14 protein-coding genes are annotated in these 14798 nt (G+C 72.1%); 6 read left to right on the top strand and 8 right to left on the bottom strand.

The genetic code is table 11. From position 1 onward, the window contains the following. Positions 1-90 precede the first annotated feature (90 nt). Entirely contained in the window at positions 91-1266 is a 1176-nt protein-coding gene (locus tag SLV14N_RS05590; RefSeq protein ID WP_208680023.1) for an FAD-dependent monooxygenase, read from the top strand. Positions 1267-1345: 79 nt separating this feature from the next. Continuing rightward, on the top strand, positions 1346-1945 hold the full coding sequence (locus tag SLV14N_RS05585) for an SUKH-4 family immunity protein (protein ID WP_208680022.1): 600 nt from the start codon (positions 1346-1348) through the stop codon (positions 1943-1945). A gap of 7 nt (positions 1946-1952) precedes the next feature. On the opposite strand, the gene SLV14N_RS05580 is transcribed toward SLV14N_RS05585, so the two are convergent. Then, a complete protein-coding gene (locus tag SLV14N_RS05580; protein WP_208680021.1) occupies positions 1953-2507 on the bottom strand; it encodes a DUF2165 domain-containing protein in 555 nt (184 codons plus the stop codon). 173 nt (positions 2508-2680) lie between these two features. Here SLV14N_RS05580 and SLV14N_RS05575 point away from each other — a divergent pair, with 173 nt between their 5' ends. Continuing rightward, the gene (locus SLV14N_RS05575) at positions 2681-3715 is read left to right on the top strand and encodes a phosphatidylinositol-specific phospholipase C domain-containing protein (RefSeq protein ID WP_208680020.1); all 1035 of its coding nucleotides are present in this window, start codon (positions 2681-2683) and stop codon (positions 3713-3715) included. Here SLV14N_RS05575 and SLV14N_RS05570 read toward each other — a convergent pair. The 7 genes from SLV14N_RS05570 to SLV14N_RS05540 all read right to left on the bottom strand — a co-directional run bounded on the left by SLV14N_RS05570 (position 3687) and on the right by SLV14N_RS05540 (position 12066). Further along, entirely contained in the window at positions 3687-4811 is a 1125-nt protein-coding gene (locus tag SLV14N_RS05570) for a serine protease (protein WP_263268379.1), read from the bottom strand. The genes SLV14N_RS05575 and SLV14N_RS05570 overlap by 29 nt on opposite strands. A 300-nt stretch (positions 4812-5111) precedes the next feature. After that, positions 5112-6041: a phosphatidylinositol-specific phospholipase C gene (locus tag SLV14N_RS05565; protein WP_263268377.1), complete on the bottom strand. Its 930-nt coding sequence runs from the start codon at positions 6039-6041 to the stop codon at positions 5112-5114. Between the two features lie 146 nt (positions 6042-6187). After that, a complete protein-coding gene (egtD, locus tag SLV14N_RS05560) occupies positions 6188-7150 on the bottom strand; it encodes an L-histidine N(alpha)-methyltransferase (RefSeq protein ID WP_208680017.1) in 963 nt (320 codons plus the stop codon). Continuing rightward, positions 7147-7902: an ergothioneine biosynthesis protein EgtC gene (egtC, locus tag SLV14N_RS05555; RefSeq protein ID WP_263268375.1), complete on the bottom strand. Its 756-nt coding sequence runs from the start codon at positions 7900-7902 to the stop codon at positions 7147-7149. The genes egtD and egtC overlap by 4 nt, the downstream gene beginning before the upstream one ends. Before the next feature lie 37 nt (positions 7903-7939). Continuing rightward, positions 7940-9259 carry an ergothioneine biosynthesis protein EgtB gene (gene egtB, locus SLV14N_RS05550; RefSeq protein WP_263268374.1) on the bottom strand — a complete coding sequence of 440 codons (1320 nt, stop codon included), beginning with the start codon at positions 9257-9259 and terminating at the stop codon, positions 7940-7942. Next, on the bottom strand, positions 9256-10533 hold the full coding sequence (gene egtA, locus SLV14N_RS05545; protein ID WP_263268372.1) for an ergothioneine biosynthesis glutamate--cysteine ligase EgtA: 1278 nt from the start codon (positions 10531-10533) through the stop codon (positions 9256-9258). Before egtA ends, egtB begins: the two co-directional genes overlap by 4 nt. Positions 10534-10854: 321 nt before the next feature. Then, positions 10855-12066, bottom strand: a complete 1212-nt coding sequence (locus SLV14N_RS05540) for a pyridoxal phosphate-dependent aminotransferase (RefSeq protein ID WP_263268371.1) — start codon at positions 12064-12066, stop codon at positions 10855-10857. A gap of 114 nt (positions 12067-12180) precedes the next feature. Between SLV14N_RS05540 and SLV14N_RS05535 the strand changes: the two genes are divergently transcribed. From SLV14N_RS05535 to SLV14N_RS05525, 3 genes are all read left to right on the top strand, one after another. Continuing rightward, a complete protein-coding gene (locus SLV14N_RS05535; protein WP_263268370.1) occupies positions 12181-12855 on the top strand; it encodes a helix-turn-helix domain-containing protein in 675 nt (224 codons plus the stop codon). Continuing rightward, positions 12852-13334, top strand: a complete 483-nt coding sequence (locus tag SLV14N_RS05530; RefSeq protein WP_208680011.1) for a hypothetical protein — start codon at positions 12852-12854, stop codon at positions 13332-13334. The genes SLV14N_RS05535 and SLV14N_RS05530 overlap by 4 nt, the downstream gene beginning before the upstream one ends. A 139-nt stretch (positions 13335-13473) precedes the next feature. Continuing rightward, positions 13474-14544 carry a glycosyl hydrolase family 18 protein gene (locus SLV14N_RS05525; RefSeq protein WP_263268368.1) on the top strand — a complete coding sequence of 357 codons (1071 nt, stop codon included), beginning with the start codon at positions 13474-13476 and terminating at the stop codon, positions 14542-14544. Positions 14545-14798: the final 254 nt, after the last annotated feature.

Below are 14798 nucleotides of genomic sequence, written 5' to 3'. Positions count from 1 at the left end.
TCAGGGCCAAGGTGGGGGTGGTGCGGTCACCGGGGCCGCAGCGCTCGTCGGCCGTGACCGGGCCGGCGACCCGACTGGGGGGAAAACGGCATGACCAAAGCCCTGATCATCGGAGGCGGTATCGCGGGAGCGGTGACCGCGATGGCCCTGCAGAAGGCCGGCATCGACGCCGAGATCTTCGAGGCCTACCCGACCGGCGCGGACGATGTCGGCGCCTTTCTCGTCGTCTTCGCCAACGGCCTCGAAGCGCTCCGGGTGATCGACGCGCACGGCCCCGTCGTCGACAGCTCCTTCCCGGCACAGCGGGTGGAGTTCATCGGCAACGACGGCACACGACTGGGGGAGCGCCCCATCGCGGGGACCGAAGGGGGCGACGGCCTCGGCCCGCGCACACTACGGCGGGCCACCCTCTACCAGGTGCTGCACCGCGAGGCGACGCACCGCGGGATCGCGGTACGGCACGGGAAGCGGCTGGTCGCTGCCGAGACCGTGGACGGCGCCGGTGGCCGAAGGGTCGTTGCGCGCTTCGCCGACGGCACCCGCGCCGAGGGCGACATGCTGATCGGCGCCGACGGTCTGCACTCCGTCACCCGCGCCCTGATCGACCCGGCCGCGCCGCAACCGCGCTACACCGGCCAGAACACCGTCTGCGGCTATGTCCCCGACGCCACCGAGGTGCCGCTCGCCCCGGACACCTACACCATGATCTTCGGCAAGCAGGCCTTCTTCGGCTGCACCCGTGCCCCCGACGGCGAGGTCTGGTGGTTCGCCAACGTCCCCGGTACGGAACTGGACCGGGCCGATCCGCCGGCCGTCACCCCGGCCGCCTGGCGGGAGCGGGTCGCCGGGCTCTTCGACGGTGACGACACCCCGGCCGCAGCCCTCGTCCGCGCCACCGGCGACCGCGTGATCGCCTCCAACGCCTACGACCTCGCCACCACCCCGGTCTGGCACACCGACACGATGGTCGTCCTCGGTGACGCCGCGCACGCGGCCGCGCCCAACGCCGCCCAGGGCGCGTCCATGGCCATCGAGGACGGCATCGTCCTCGCCAAGTGCCTGCGAGACCGGCCCGATCCGCACAGTGCCTTCGCCGCCTACGAGCAGTTGCGCCGGGAGCGGGTGGAGCAGGTCGTCGCGGCCAGCGCAGGGATGGCCAAGCTCACCGCCTCGGGCACCCCCGGCCGCCCGTCCCGCCCGGAGGCCGCCGAGCGGGGCGGCGCGGGGGCGGACAACTGGCTGACGGGCTACCGGATCGAGTGGTGAGAGCCCGTTGTCAGACCCCTGTGGTCTGCTGGATGCAGGAGATCGGCGGAGGGCCGATCGGTGTGCGGGGAAGGGCACCATGACCACGACTGCCGAGGACATCCCACTGGCACCGGACGCGGCCTGGCTGGAGGAGCGGTTCGGGGCGGGCTCGCTCTGGCGGCCCGCCGAGACCGAGTTGCCCGGGGAGCTGACCCACCAGCAGTCGCGGGAGTTCCTGACCACCGTCGGATTTCCCGCGGTCCGGATCGACGCCATCGGGTTCGACGCAACGCATCTGCGGGCGGCCGACGGCGACGCGCTGCACCCCTTCGACGCCGACGAGCTGTACGGGGAGCGCTACCCGGACGATGACTCGGACCCGGTCAACTTCTGCTTCTCGGTCGGCAGTTGTGGCGACCAGATGCTGATGCTTGACGGTGAAGGCGGCGGTATCGACCACTACGACCCCAACGGCTGGGACCACGGCGCCGGTTATCGGGGCGCCGCGGCCTCGTCGCTGCCCGGTCTGGCCGCCCTGCTCGGACTGATAGCCGAGCGCAGCGCCGAGCTGGACGCGGACGACCGGGTGGTGGCCCGCGCCGCCGTGGCCGCGCTGCGCGAGCTGATGTGCGGTCATGATGCGGCGGTGGAGGAATCGCCCTTCTGGAGAACGGCGTTCTGGTCCAGGGCGGAGTGAGGACGTCTCATTCCTCGGTCCGAAGGCTCTCTCCGCCCGGCCCGGCCGCGCCCGGGAGATGGACGACCAGCAGGGCGATCCCGGCGAGGGTGACATTGCGGGTGGCCGCTTCCAGCCCGTTCCAGGCCTTCGACTGCCACATGGCGAACCACTCGCCCCCGATGGCGAGGAAGCCCGCACCGAAGAGAAGGAGGAGCATCAGCAGGCCGGCGGTGCTGACCAGCCGGGCCCTGGCGAGACCGTTCCGGCGTCGTATGCCCAGGGCCCACAGCGCGGTGGCCACGATCAGGGTCAGCGCGGCGAGCGTTTCCCAGGCGATGATGCCCAGATACGCGGCGTCCTGCAGGGTCCGGGAAGTGATGGCCCGCCCCATCAGGTCCGGGTCCTTGAAGGTGGTGTCCATGGCCAGGACATGCCGGACGAACTGCTGGTTGGTGCCGAAGTCGGTGATGTTGCCGAAGGCGACGAGGGCGATATAGAGCGCGACGATGCCCGTGAGGGTGGCCGCCGCGAGCGACAGCCCGGTGTGCGGAATCCGGCGGGTGGAGCTTTTGTCGGACATGGGTCCTCCCCGAGTCGGTTGTGTTGTCCGATCTTTGCTTATCCGCCTCCACCCCGTGGTTCCCGCGGTCCGCAACTCCCGTACGCTGCTCCCCGATCGACCGGGTGACCACCGGTCGATCGGCCGTTCGGGCGAGTGCCCGGACGGCCGGAGACCTAGGGGAAGCGGGGCACATGAACGGAAAGCGGTGTGTGGGAACGGTCGCCGTCGCGGCGGCGGCAGTGATCGCGGTGACCGGGCCTGCGGGCGCCGAGCAGGCCGGCACGACATACGGCACCAGCACGTCCGTGGGCGTCCACAACGCCTATGAGAAGGAGAAGTACCCCTACTTCGCGGATGCCCTGGACTCCGGCGCCGCACTGCTCGAACTCGACCTCTGGACCAACGGGCTGGGCCGGTCCTTCCGGGTCTCGCACAGCAACCCGCTGGGCAACAACAGCAATTGCGAGGGCGCCGCGAACGCCTCCGAGCTGCGCACCAAGGAGCGCAACCAGGACTTCGCCGGGTGCCTCGCCGATGTGAAGGCCTGGCACGACGCCCACCCGGGCCACCGTCCGATCCTGTTCAAGATCGAGATGAAGGACGGCTTCAACGCCAAGGGCGGCCGCGGCCCCGCCGAGTTCGACGCGCTGGTGCGCGAGAAGCTGGGCGACGCCGTCTACGGGCCCGGCGATCTCACCGCCGGACACGCCACCCCCGACGAGGCGGTGCGGGCCGGCGGCTGGCCCTCGCGCGCCGACCTGGCCGGCAAGTTCCTGATCGAGCTGATACCCGGCACCGTCGAGGAGAAGAACCCCTTCGACAAGCTGTGGACGGACGTGGAGTACGCCGGGCACCTCAAGGACCTCGCGGCACGGGGGCAACTGGACCGGTCGACGGCCTTCCCCGCGGTGCACGGCGCCGCTCCCGGTGACCCCCGCGAGCGCTACACGGACCCCGCGCTGCGCCCCTGGTTCGTGGTCTTCGACGGTGACGCCGCGACCTATCTGAACGGCAGTATCGACACCGCCTGGTACGACACCCGGCACTACCTGCTCATCATGACCGACGCCCACAACGTGCCACCGGTCATCGACGGCACCCGCCCGACCGAGGCGGAGGCCCTGGCCCGGGTCAGGCAACTCGCCGCCGCGCATGCGAGCTTCGCCACCGCCGACTGGTATCCGCTGCCGTCCGTCCTCAAGACCGTGGTGCCGCGGGGGGCCTGACGCCGGATGCGTCGGCCCGGGAGCCGGGCTGCGGGAGCCACGGGCCCGGCTCCGCGGTCGCCCGCCGGTAGAGCGCGGCCACGTCCTTGCCGAACCGGCTGCTGTACGAGACGAGGTTGTCGCCGCCCTCGTGGAGACCGCCGATCACACCGATCAGCGCACCGGTCCCGGTGGCCGGGCTGACGTCGGTGAGCATCGGCCCGCCGCTGGTCCCGTTGGGGAACCCCCGGCAGGTGAAGCGGAGTTGGGCCGGGCCCTGGGCGTCCGCCGTGTGCCGGCAGCTGACCGGGGTGTCCTGGTCCTCGGGGTAGCCGGTCAGCTGCGCCGGGCGCCCGGCCGGCGCGTCGAAGCGGATCCGTTCGGCGCCGGTGAGGTCCGCTATCCGGCCGCCGGCCCGCCCCGCTCTGCGCATCCGCAGGAACGCCACATCGTGGTCGGGGTCCCGGTCGCGGATCCAGCGCGGATCGATATGGATCCGGGTCGGCACCCACAGGCCGTACGGCGCGATCCCGTCGTGCAGTCCGGGCGCGAACACCAGCCGGGTCCGGAAGCCGTCGTCGTGCACACAGTGCGCCGCGGTGACGATGAGGTCGCCCGCCGGGGACTGCACCACGCTGGCCGTGCAGTGGTGGGCCGGGGTGCCGTCGTCAGCGGGGGAGAAGAGCGCGCCGATCGCCGGCGAGGGGGCCGCCGGGACCGCCAGCAGGGGCCGGGACGCCGCTGTCGGGGCGGCCATGACGCCGCTGTGCCGCGCCGCCACCGGCGGGCCCGGCCGCTCCGTGTAGGGGCCGGCGAGCACCGCGGCGGCGGCCTGGTCGCCGTCGGCCCGGGTCGCTGTATAGGAGCCGGTGGCGGTGTCCCCGGGGGCCAGGAACGGATCGCGTGACGGGGAGCCCAGCGCCAGGACCGTGCTGCCCATGACCACGGTCAGCACCCCGAGCGCGAGGGTCACCCGCAGCGGAACGCCGGCCCGGCCGCGGCCGGTGCACGCCGCCCCGCCGGGACCCGCGCAGACCTCGGGCGCCGGTGCCCCGGCGTCCTCGGCCGCCCGTCCGGCGTTGTCCGCCGGCACGGTCCCGCGTTCGCTCGTCTCCACTCAGCCGCCGCCTCGCCGCATCAGCCGGCGACACCCCGTCGGATGCAGGGGCGACACCGGATCCAGACATTTCACCCAGTCTGATGCAGGGGTGGCCGCTGTGGTTCGGTCACCCGGGCGCCTCATTCCGCACGGGCGGCGAAAAGCAGGGAGAAAGCCGCACCGGAGCACCCCAGTTCGACCCGCGATCCGGGGCCCCGGCGGGCCGGGCGCACCGGACGAGGCGACGGGGCCGCCCGGCCGCTTTGCGCTAGGCCGGTCGGGTGACCCGCGCGCTGCCGCCGGACCTGCCGGCCACCCTCATGCCGCCCGTCGCAGGCGCCGCCCCGCGAGGTTGTGCCCGATCAGCGTCTCGGCCAGGCCGGACTCGTTCGGGAAGTCCATCGGCACGATGCCCAGGCCCGTCCATCCGCTGCCTTCCGAGCCCGTGAGCAGCTTCTTGACCTGGGGGTTGAGGCGGTCCGCGGTGGAGCGGGGCGGGAGCAGGGCGGCGGTGCTGACGTAGTTGACGAACAGCTTGCCGGGCTGGGTGACGGCCTTGCGGAACTGGGCCTCGATCTTCGGATACTTCCCGAACGGCTCCGCCATGTAGTCGTCCTGGATGTCGAACAGCTGCGGATCGGCGTAGCGGACGCCGCCCAGACCGTCGGAGTCCGCCAGCAGGACGACCTTGCCGCGGGCCTGGCCGAGCGTCGGGAGTCCGGAGTCCAGCCGGAAGAGCGACCGGTAGCCCTTGTCGTCGAGATAGATGCCGAAGATCCGGCGGAACTCCTCGGCGGAGACCTCCGAGTACTCCTGCTTGACCCGCATCAGCACCGTCTCGGAGGGGTGCGCCTGGAGGAACGCCCGGCAGGCGTTGAGCACATCGCCGAACATCAGCTCCTGGTAGAAGGCGCCGTGATGGATGGCGAAAACGTTGTCGATGGCCCGGCAGCGGACATCCAGGAAGCGGATTCCGGAGGCCAGTTGGGCATCGACGGAGGTGTTCTGGCAGGCCACCCAGGGACCGCCCAGCCGGGCACCGGAGTCATGGGTGCCGGGGATCGTCAGCCGCTGGACCGGGGTGCCGTCGCCGAGCGCCGCCATCCAGTCCGTCACGGACACCGCGGACGCCCGGCGTTCCGCGGCGCCGGCCGTGAACTGCCCGCTGCCGGCGCCCGCCAGCACCCCGGCGGCCGACAGTCCGGCCGCGCCCCTGAGGAATCCCCGTCGGTCCAGCACCGGTCCCATGCCGCTTCCCCTGCCCGTCGCGTCTGCGTGCGTGCGCACCGGCCGTCCGGTGCGAACATGCGGTCGGGGCATCGAACCACATCGCGCGCGGGCGCGGCACCCGGCCGGCGGACCCGGGGGCCACACCGGCCGGGAAGCGGCGGATATCAGACCCGGAAGGACAGCGACAGCGCGAAGCGGTCCGCGCTGTCCGTCCACCAGTTCTTCAACTCCAGCCCCGCCGCGGCGAGTTCGGCGCGCACGCCCTCCTGGCGGAACTTCGCCGAGACCTCGGTGCGCATCTCCTCGCCCGCGGCGAAGGTCACCGCCAGGTCCACCCCGGGGATCTTGACGGTCAGATCCTTACGGGCCCGCAGCCGCATCTCGATCCACTCCTGTGCGGTGTTCCACAGGGCGACATGGTCGAAGTCCGCCGGGTCGAAGTCCCCGCCCAGCTCACGGTTGATGACTTCGAGGACGTTCTTGTTGAACGCCGCCGTCACCCCCTGCGGATCGTCGTAGGCGGCGACGAGCGTGGCCTCGTCCTTGACCAGGTCGGTGCCGAGCAGCAGGGCGTCGCCCGGGGACAGCATGTCGTGCACGGAGCGCAGGAACGCGGAGCGCTCCTCGGGGAGCAGATTGCCGATGGTGCCGCCGAGGAAGGCGAGCAGCCGCGGGCCGGGTGTCACGGGGAGTTCCATGCCCTGCTGGAAGTCGGCGACCAGTGCGTGCACGGTCAGGCCGGGGTGCTCGGTGAGCAGCGCCTCGCCGGCCGCGGCCAGCGCGGATTCGCTGACGTCGATCGGCAGATAGGTGTGCAGTCCGGTCAGCGCGCCGATGAGATGGCGGGTCTTGTCGGAGGAGCCGGACCCCAGCTCGATCAGGGTGCGGGCCTGGGTGGCCGCGGCGATGTGGTCGGCGCGGGTGAGCAGGATCTCCCGCTCGGCCCGGGTGGGGTAGTAGTCGGGCAGCTTGGTGATGTCCTCGAACAGCTCGCTGCCGCGGGCGTCGTAGAACCATTTGGGCGGCAGTTGTTTGGGGGTACGGGACAGGCCCTCGGCGACATCGGCGCGCAGCGCGGCCTCGGTGGCGTCGGCAGGGAGGGTGCGGGTGATGCTGAGGCGGCTCACGTGGCGGGCTCCTTGAGCGGGGTGAGGTGGACCTCGGTCCGGGTGGCGCGCAGCAGGGTGCGGTCGGGGACCTCGATCCAGTGGGGGGAATCGTCGTACGGTTCGGAGGCGACCACCGTGCCCCCCTCGGGAAGGGCCAGATGACACAGCGTGTCGCCCCAGGTGGTGGCGGCGATGGTGGTGCCGTCGGTGAGCAGCAGGTTGAGCCGGGAGCCGGGCGCGGTCCCGGCGACCGCTGTGACGGTGCCGGCCAGCGCGTCGCCGAGCTCGTCGCCGCGCGCGAGCCGGTGCAGGACCAGCGCCCACAGGAACGCCGCGTCGCAGCGGGCCGGCAGCCGCAGCAGCTCCTCCGGGGGCAGCTCCGCGGCGAGCGGGGCGAGCGCGTCCGGCCAGCCGGCCACCGCGCCGTTGTGGCTGAACAGATAGCGGCCGGTGGCGTACGGCGCGGCCGCGGCCTCGGCGTCCGCACCGGCCACGGTGGCGTCCCGTACGGCGGCGAGCATCGCGCCGGTGCGCACCACCCGCGCCAGGTCGGGCAGCAGATCGTCGCCCCAGATCGGCCCGGCCCGCCGGTAGCGCGCGGGCACCGGGTCGCCGGGCGCGTACCAGCCGATGCCGAACCCGTCCGCGTTGACCGTGCCGTGCCGCTGACGGCGGGGCGCCCACGACTGCCGGTGGAGGCTGTGGGGCGGGGCGAGCAGAATCTGGCCGAAGGGTATCTCCGGCCCCAGATAAGCAAGGTGACGGCACATCAGGCACCGGCCTCCCGCAGCGCCGGGGTCGCGGGCCTCATGCGTCCGCCCCCGGGTCGGTGTCCCGGGCGGTACGGAACCCGGCGAAGATCTGCCGCCTGACCGGCAGGTCCCAGTTGCGGAAGGTGCCCCGGCAGGCGACCGGGTCGACCGCGAACGAACCGCCGCGCAGGACCTTGTGCTCGTCGCCGAAGAACACCTCCGAGTACTCCCGGTAGGGGAAGGCGGCAAAGCCCGGGTACGGCAGGAAGTCGCTCGCCGTCCACTCCCACACATCGCCCATCAACTGCCGGATGCCGAACGGCGACTGTCCGTCCGGGTAGCTGCCGATGGGGGCGGGCCGCAGATGCCGCTGGCCGAGGTTGGCATGCGCCGGTGTGGGGTCCTCGTCGCCCCAGGGGTAGCGCCTGGCCCGCCCGGTCGCCGGGTCGTGGCGGGCGGCCTTCTCCCACTCGGCCTCGGTCGGCAGCCGCCGGCCGGCCCAGCGGGCGTAGGCGTCGGCCTCGTACCAGCTGACATGCAGCACCGGCTCGTCCGGCGGGACGGGCTCGGTCACCCCGAACCTGCGGCGCAGCCACTGGCCGCCGTCGCGCTTCCAGAAGAGCGGTGCGCGCAGCTTGTGCTCCTGCACCATCGCCCAGCCGGCCGGAGCCCACCAGCGTGGCTCCTCATAACCCCCGGCCTCGATGAACCGCTGGTAGGCGCCGTTGCTGACCGGTGTGGTGTCGATCAGGAAGGCGGGCACCAGCCGGCGGTGGGCCGGCCGTTCGTTGTCCAGCGCCCAGGGCTCGGCGGAGGTGCCCATGGTGAACGGGCCGCCGGGGACCAGTACTTCGGCCGGCAGGATGTCGTCGGAGGCGGGCGGCGGCTCGGGGGCGGTGAGCACGGACGGGCCGGTGCGCAGCTGGTGCGTGATGAGCATGGTCTCGTCGTGCTGCTGCTCATGCTGCGCGATCATGCCGAAGGCGAAACCGGAGTCGAGCAGCGGACCGCCGTGCAGCGGGGTGTTCTCCAGGATGTCCAGCACCCGGCCGCGGACCTCGGCGACATAGCCGTGTGCCTCGTCGGGTGCCAGCAGCGGCAGTGAGGGGCGTTCGGACCGGGGGTGCTCGAAGGCGTCGTAGACGGAGTCGATGTCCGGACGCAGCGCATCCCGGCCGCCGACGGCGCGCAGCAGCCACTGCTCTTCCTGGTTGCCTATGTGTGCCAGGTCCCAGACCAGCGGGGACATCAGGGGGGAGTGCTGGGCGACGAGGTCGGGATGCTCGACGCAGGTGGTCAGCAGGCGGGTACGGTCGCGGGCGGCGAGCAGCGCCGAGGCCGCGCGCTCACGGAGGAGCTCGGGATCGATGGTCACTGGCTGTCCTTCCCAACGATGAGATCGCCCTCCGCGGCGTACAGGGCGTCGAGATGGTCGTCCGCGGGGCAGCGGCCGCGCGCCACATAGCGTTCGGTGAACTCCCGGACCGCCGCGCGCACCTCGGGGGAGGCCCCGAGGCGCGGCAGGGCCTCCTGCGCGGCGGCGAAACAGGCCACCGCGGCGGCGTGCAGCTCCGGGTCGGTCAGCGCGCCGCGGGCCGCGTGCCGCCACAGCGGATTGCGCGGCGCGGGGCGGGCACCGGCCGTCTCCGCCAGGGGTTTGACGATGCGGTACGCCCGCTCCGTCGCCTCCGGGTCGTCGAACAGCGCGGCCGTGACGGCCAGCGGAACGATCCACCCGGAGTCGCCCGACTGCGCGTCGATCATGCGCAGCTCCAGATGGCCGCGTGGCCGTACGGGTGGGAAGAGCGTGGTGAGGTGGTAGTCCAGATCCTCCTGGGTGGGCGGTCTGGGGACGCCGGTACGGATCCACTCGCGGAAGGTGAGTCCCTCCGGGGCGTCCCAGCGTCCGTCCTCGGAGCGGATGCACATGACCGGTGCGTCCAGGACGTAGCGCACCCAGGCGGTGCGCGGATCCGGCCCCGGGGGCGGGGCGAGCGTACGGTCCGGATCGAGCTGCGACCAGATGACCTGGCGGGTGGTGCGGTAGCCGGTGGGGCAGCCCTCACTGGTGGGTGAGTTGGCGAACGCCGCGGCCAGCACCGCGCCCAGCAGATGGGCCAGCAGCCACCGCCTGCCGTACCCGAGCGGCCCGGGTTCCTCGTGTCCGGCGTCCACACACACCTGCACGGACGCGGTGGCGCACATCATGGACCGCCCGGCGGAGCCCCAGCGGTCGAAGTACGCCTCCATGGCGTTGTAGCGGGGGTCGGTCAGCACCCGCCGCGGGGGATGCCACGGATTGTGGCCGTGGCCGGCCAGGCCCAGGCCCATGGCCAGCATGGCGGGCCGGACCAGCGCGAGATCGGCGGTGACCGCCTCGATGCAGTCGGTGAGGGAGGTGGCGGGCAGCGAGCTGAGCTCCAGCTGGCCGCCGGGTTCGAAGGTCAGCAGGGAGGTGAGGGGCAGCGCGCGCAGAGCGGTGGCCGCGCTCTCCAGCCGGGCGGGTTCGACCGGACATCGGGGGTTGCGCGCATCATGGACCAGCCATTCGATCTCGACGCCGATACGGCGCGGCGGGCCCGTCTTGAAGCATATTCCGCGCAGGTGAGCTTCCAGTTCCGCTTCCGTAACTGCAGGCCGTACGGGCATGGAATCCCTCTCCCTCGTGGGGTGGCGGCAGGATTGCCGCCCTCCACCTAATCTGCTGCGGGCGATGCGCTCAAGAGCACATTTCGTCAGCGGACGGCGGGACGGGCTCCCACCGGGCGAGGGGGACGGCCGGGCCCGGAGACCCCGGACGGTGCCGCGGCGCCTCCTCGGCGCCAGGACGGGCTTCCTGCCCGCCGCCCGGCCCCGGGACCGTACCGGCGAGCGGCGGACGGGGCCGGGGAAGGGGTACGGCCGTTCGAGTGAGTGCGGTGCGGGGTGCGGTTTGCCGCCTCGGCGGCCCGGGGCGTCCGACGCCCGGCGTCACTGGCGGTAGCCCGCCAGGAAGCGTCCGATCCGGCTGATCGCCGCGTCCAGGTCATCGGCGCGCGGGAGGGTGAGGATGCGGAAGTGGTCCGGGCGCGGCCAGTTGAAGCCGGTGCCCTGGACGACCTGGATCTTCTCCCGCAACAGCAGGTCGAGGACGAACTTCTCATCGTCATGGATCTTGTGTACGGCGGGGTCGAGGCGGGGGAAGGCGTAGAGCGCGCCCTTGGGCTTGACACAGGAGACGCCCGGGATCTCGTTCAGCCGCTCCCAGGCCCGGTCGCGCTGCTCGTGCAGCCGGCCGCCCGGCAGCACCAGGTCCTGGATGCTCTGCCGGCCGCCGAGCGCCGCCTGGATGGCGTACTGCGCGGGTGCGTTCGGGCACAGTCGCATGGAGGCGAGGGTGCCCAGGCCCTCCAGATAGTCGGCGGCGTGCTGCTTGGGGCCGGAGACCACCAGCCAGCCGGAGCGGAAACCGGCCACGCGGGAGGACTTCGACAGTCCGCTGAACGTCAGACAGACCAGGTCGGGAGCGAGCACCGCGGCGTGGTGGTGGACCGCGTCGTCATACAGGATCCGGTCGTAGATCTCGTCGGCGAAGACCATCAGCCCGTGGCGCCGGGCGAGATCGAGCATGCCGTCGAGCAGCTCGCGCGGATAGACCGCGCCGGTCGGGTTGTTGGGGTTGATGATGACCATCGCCCGGGTCCGGTCGGTGATCTTCGAGGCGAGGTCGGCCAGATCGGGCAGCCAGTCGGCGGACTCGTCGCAGAGATAGTGCACGGGCTTGCCGCCCGCGAGCGAGGTGACCGCCGTCCAGAGCGGGAAGTCGGGGGCCGGGATGAGGACCTCGTCGCCGTCGTCGAGGAGGGCCTGCACGGCCATCGAGACGAGTTCGGAGACGCCGTTGCCGAGGTAGATGTCATCGACACCGACGTCGGGCATCCCGTTTTCCTGGTAGTGCTGGGCCACGGCACGGCGGGCCGAGAGGATGCCCCGGGACTCCGTGTAGCCGTGTGCGCGGGACAGATTGCGCATCACGTCCTGGAGGATCTCGTCGGGGCACTCGAAGCCGAACAGCGCCGGATTGCCGGTGTTCAGCCGCAGCACGCTGTGGCCCGCCTCCTCCAGCGCGTCCGCGTGCTCGATCACCGGCCCGCGGATCTCGTAGCAGACGTCGGCCATCTTGCTGGACTGCTTGAACTGCATGCGGTGGCCTCCCGGTCCGTCGCTCACCGCGCGGCGCGGCAGCACTCGTTAACACCGTACTTGGTTTTACCAAGCTGGTACTTGGAAAGTCCAACCTCTGTCTATGCTGGTGTCATGCCGCGCCGAAGCTATGACCAGTACTGCGCCGTCGCCCGCGCCCTGGACGCCGTCGGTGACCGCTGGACGCTCCTGATCGTCCGGGAGCTGCTGGGCGGCCCCCGGCGCTACACCGATCTGCACGCCGATCTGCCGGGCGTCAGCACCGACATGCTCGCCTCCCGGCTCAAGGACATGGAACGGGACGGCCTGGTCACCCGTCGCCGGCTCGCCCCGCCCGGAGCCGCCTTCGTCTATGAGCTCACCGCCCGCGGGCGCGCGCTGCTGCCCGCGCTCACCGCCCTCGCCGACTGGGGCGCCCCCGCCCTCGACGAGCGGCGCCCGACGGACGCGGTACGGGCCCACTGGTTCGCGGTTCCTCTCATGGCGAGGCTGGCCGGGCACTTCACGGATGGCGTCGACGTGATCGCTATCGCCCTCGACGAGGGCGAGTTCCATGTCGTCCTCGGGGGCGGCGGGCCGGAGTCCGGCGCCCCGGACGGCGGGGCCGGGTACGCGGACGGCCCGGCTGGGCGCCCCGACATCCGTTTGCGGATGGACACCGCGACCTGTGCCGATATCGCGTACGATCGCCTCTCCCTCGCACAGGGAATCGAATCCGGCCGGATCGCGGTCACGTTGCCCGAGGGATCCGGCGAACGGCAGCGACGGAAGAGGACGACAACGGCATGACGACGCGCCCCCTGGCGGTCTTCGACCTGGACGGCACGCTCGCCGACTCCACCCACCGGCAGCATCTGCTGCAGCGCACCCCCCGTGACTGGAAGGCCTTCTTCGCGGCGGCCACCGAGGATCCTCCCCTCGCCGAGGGGGTGGCCCTGGCGCTGCGCAGCACCGAGGACTGCGAGGTCGTCTACCTGACGGGCCGGCCGGAGCGCTGTCGCCGGGACACCCTGGCCTGGCTTGCTCAACACGGTCTGCCCAAGGGCAGGTTGTGGATGCGCCCCAACAGCGACCGGCGCCCGGCGCGGCACACCAAGCTGGAGATCCTGCGCCGGATCGCCCGCGACCGGGAGATCCGCCATGTCGTGGACGACGACGAACTCGTCTGCGACGCCTGTGAGGAGGCCGGCTTCCGGGTGGTACGGGCCCGGTGGGCCGCCCCGTCCGACACCCTGCGGGACGCCCAGCAGCGGGCCGGACGGACGTAGCGCCCGGGGGCCGTCGGTCCACCGGCCCGGCCTTGCGCCGGGTCCGGGGCGCGGACCAGCCGGCCCCGCCCGCCCCTGATCACGCCCGTTCGGTCGAACTGACGATACGTCAGCAATCAAACCGGGTAGCGCTCGGGAAATGGATCATGCATCAGGAACCCGGGCGCGCACCGGGCTTGCGCTCCTGCTGACCGTGGCCTTGCTCACCGGGCTCTGGGCGCCGGCGGCCGCGGCGACGAAGGACCCGAGGAGCGGCGGGCGTACCGGCTCGGCCTGGCTGCCCTACTGGGGCAATGTCGACGCCGCCTACCGCGACGCACTGCGGCACGCCTCCCAGCTGCACACCGTCAGCCCCTTCTGGTACGAGGCCTCCGACGACACCACCGTCAAGGGGCATCCGGGCGCCGGACGGCGCGACCTCATCGACGGACTGCACGACGCCGGGATCGATGTCGTACCCACCGTGACCGAGACCCTCGGCGCCGAGAAGATGGCCGAGCTGATGCACGATCCGCAGCGGCGGCGGGACCATGTCGACACGCTGCTGGATCTGGTCGCGAGCCGTTCCTACGACGGCATCGACCTGGACTACGAGGCGATGGCCCACACCGGTGACCGGGAGGTCCGCGACCGGGTACGGACCGGTTACAACGCGCTCGTCAAGGAGCTGTGCGCGCGGCTGCACGACCGTGACAGGCAGTGTGTGGTCACGGTGCCGGCCCGGGTCCGCGGCAGCGGCCAGGCCTTCGACTACGAGCGGCTCGGCGGGTTCGTCGACCGGTTCCGCATCATGGGCTACGACCTGCACTGGTCGGGCGGCGAGGCGGGCCCGCTCTCCGCCAAGGACTGGTACGACGAGTTTCTGCGCTACGCCACCGACACCGTCCCCCGGCACAAGATCGAGGTGGCCTTCCCTGGGTACGGCTGGGACTGGATCAGCGGGGTCACCGGCCATGCGGCCCATGTGACCTGGAAGGAGGCCGAGGCGCTGCGCGAGCGGGAGGACGCGGACTACCTCTTCGACGAGGAGTCCGGCACCCCGCACTTCACCTATCGCAAGGACGGTGAGGAGCGCGAGGTCTGGTACCAGGACGGGCGCGGGGTCCGCGAGCAGCTGCCGCTGCTGAGGAAGTACGGGGTGCGGGGCACCGGCCTATGGGCGCTCGGGTTCGAGGACCCGGACTACTGGTCCGCGCTCCGCGGCGAGTAGCCGCAGCGCCGCCTCTCGCTGCTCTTCATCGGCAACTCGCCGACCCGCTCGGCGAGTTGCCCGGCCATCGGGGCACCGGTCTCCGCCATCGGGCGGACGGGAGCCCGGCCCTGTCAGGAGCGGGGTCCGGTGACCGTTGCCCTGACGAGGCCCGGGGTCCGCGTGGTGGTGTGGCGGAGACTGACTGTTCCCTCAGGGATACCGACCGCTTAGTATGTCGCTGGCGAAGGGCCGGTGTGCCCTCCGCCCCACCC

Source organism: Streptomyces sp. Je 1-4 4N24 (genome assembly GCF_026239515.1).
Taxonomy (GTDB): Bacteria; Actinomycetota; Actinomycetes; order Streptomycetales; family Streptomycetaceae; genus Streptomyces; species Streptomyces nigrescens.
The sequence above is the reverse complement of the archived record's forward strand: the minus strand, read 5'-3'. Positions and strand labels throughout refer to the sequence as shown.

What these genes read in the sequence shown, in the direction of transcription:
- SLV14N_RS05580 (WP_208680021.1), bottom strand. Translation starts at nt 2,507, where the DNA reads ATGTCCGACAAAAGCTCCACCCGCCGGATTCCGCACACCGGGCTGTCG.
- egtA (WP_263268372.1), bottom strand. Translation starts at nt 10,533, where the DNA reads ATGCCCGTACGGCCTGCAGTTACGGAAGCGGAACTGGAAGCTCACCTG.
- SLV14N_RS05575 (WP_208680020.1), top strand. Translation starts at nt 2,681, where the DNA reads ATGAACGGAAAGCGGTGTGTGGGAACGGTCGCCGTCGCGGCGGCGGCA.
- SLV14N_RS05590 (WP_208680023.1), top strand. Translation starts at nt 91, where the DNA reads ATGACCAAAGCCCTGATCATCGGAGGCGGTATCGCGGGAGCGGTGACC.
- SLV14N_RS05525 (WP_263268368.1), top strand. Translation starts at nt 13,474, where the DNA reads ATGGATCATGCATCAGGAACCCGGGCGCGCACCGGGCTTGCGCTCCTG.
- SLV14N_RS05540 (WP_263268371.1), bottom strand. Translation starts at nt 12,066, where the DNA reads ATGCAGTTCAAGCAGTCCAGCAAGATGGCCGACGTCTGCTACGAGATC.
- SLV14N_RS05530 (WP_208680011.1), top strand. Translation starts at nt 12,852, where the DNA reads ATGACGACGCGCCCCCTGGCGGTCTTCGACCTGGACGGCACGCTCGCC.
- egtC (WP_263268375.1), bottom strand. Translation starts at nt 7,902, where the DNA reads ATGTGCCGTCACCTTGCTTATCTGGGGCCGGAGATACCCTTCGGCCAG.
- SLV14N_RS05565 (WP_263268377.1), bottom strand. Translation starts at nt 6,041, where the DNA reads ATGGGACCGGTGCTGGACCGACGGGGATTCCTCAGGGGCGCGGCCGGA.
- SLV14N_RS05585 (WP_208680022.1), top strand. Translation starts at nt 1,346, where the DNA reads ATGACCACGACTGCCGAGGACATCCCACTGGCACCGGACGCGGCCTGG.
- SLV14N_RS05535 (WP_263268370.1), top strand. Translation starts at nt 12,181, where the DNA reads ATGCCGCGCCGAAGCTATGACCAGTACTGCGCCGTCGCCCGCGCCCTG.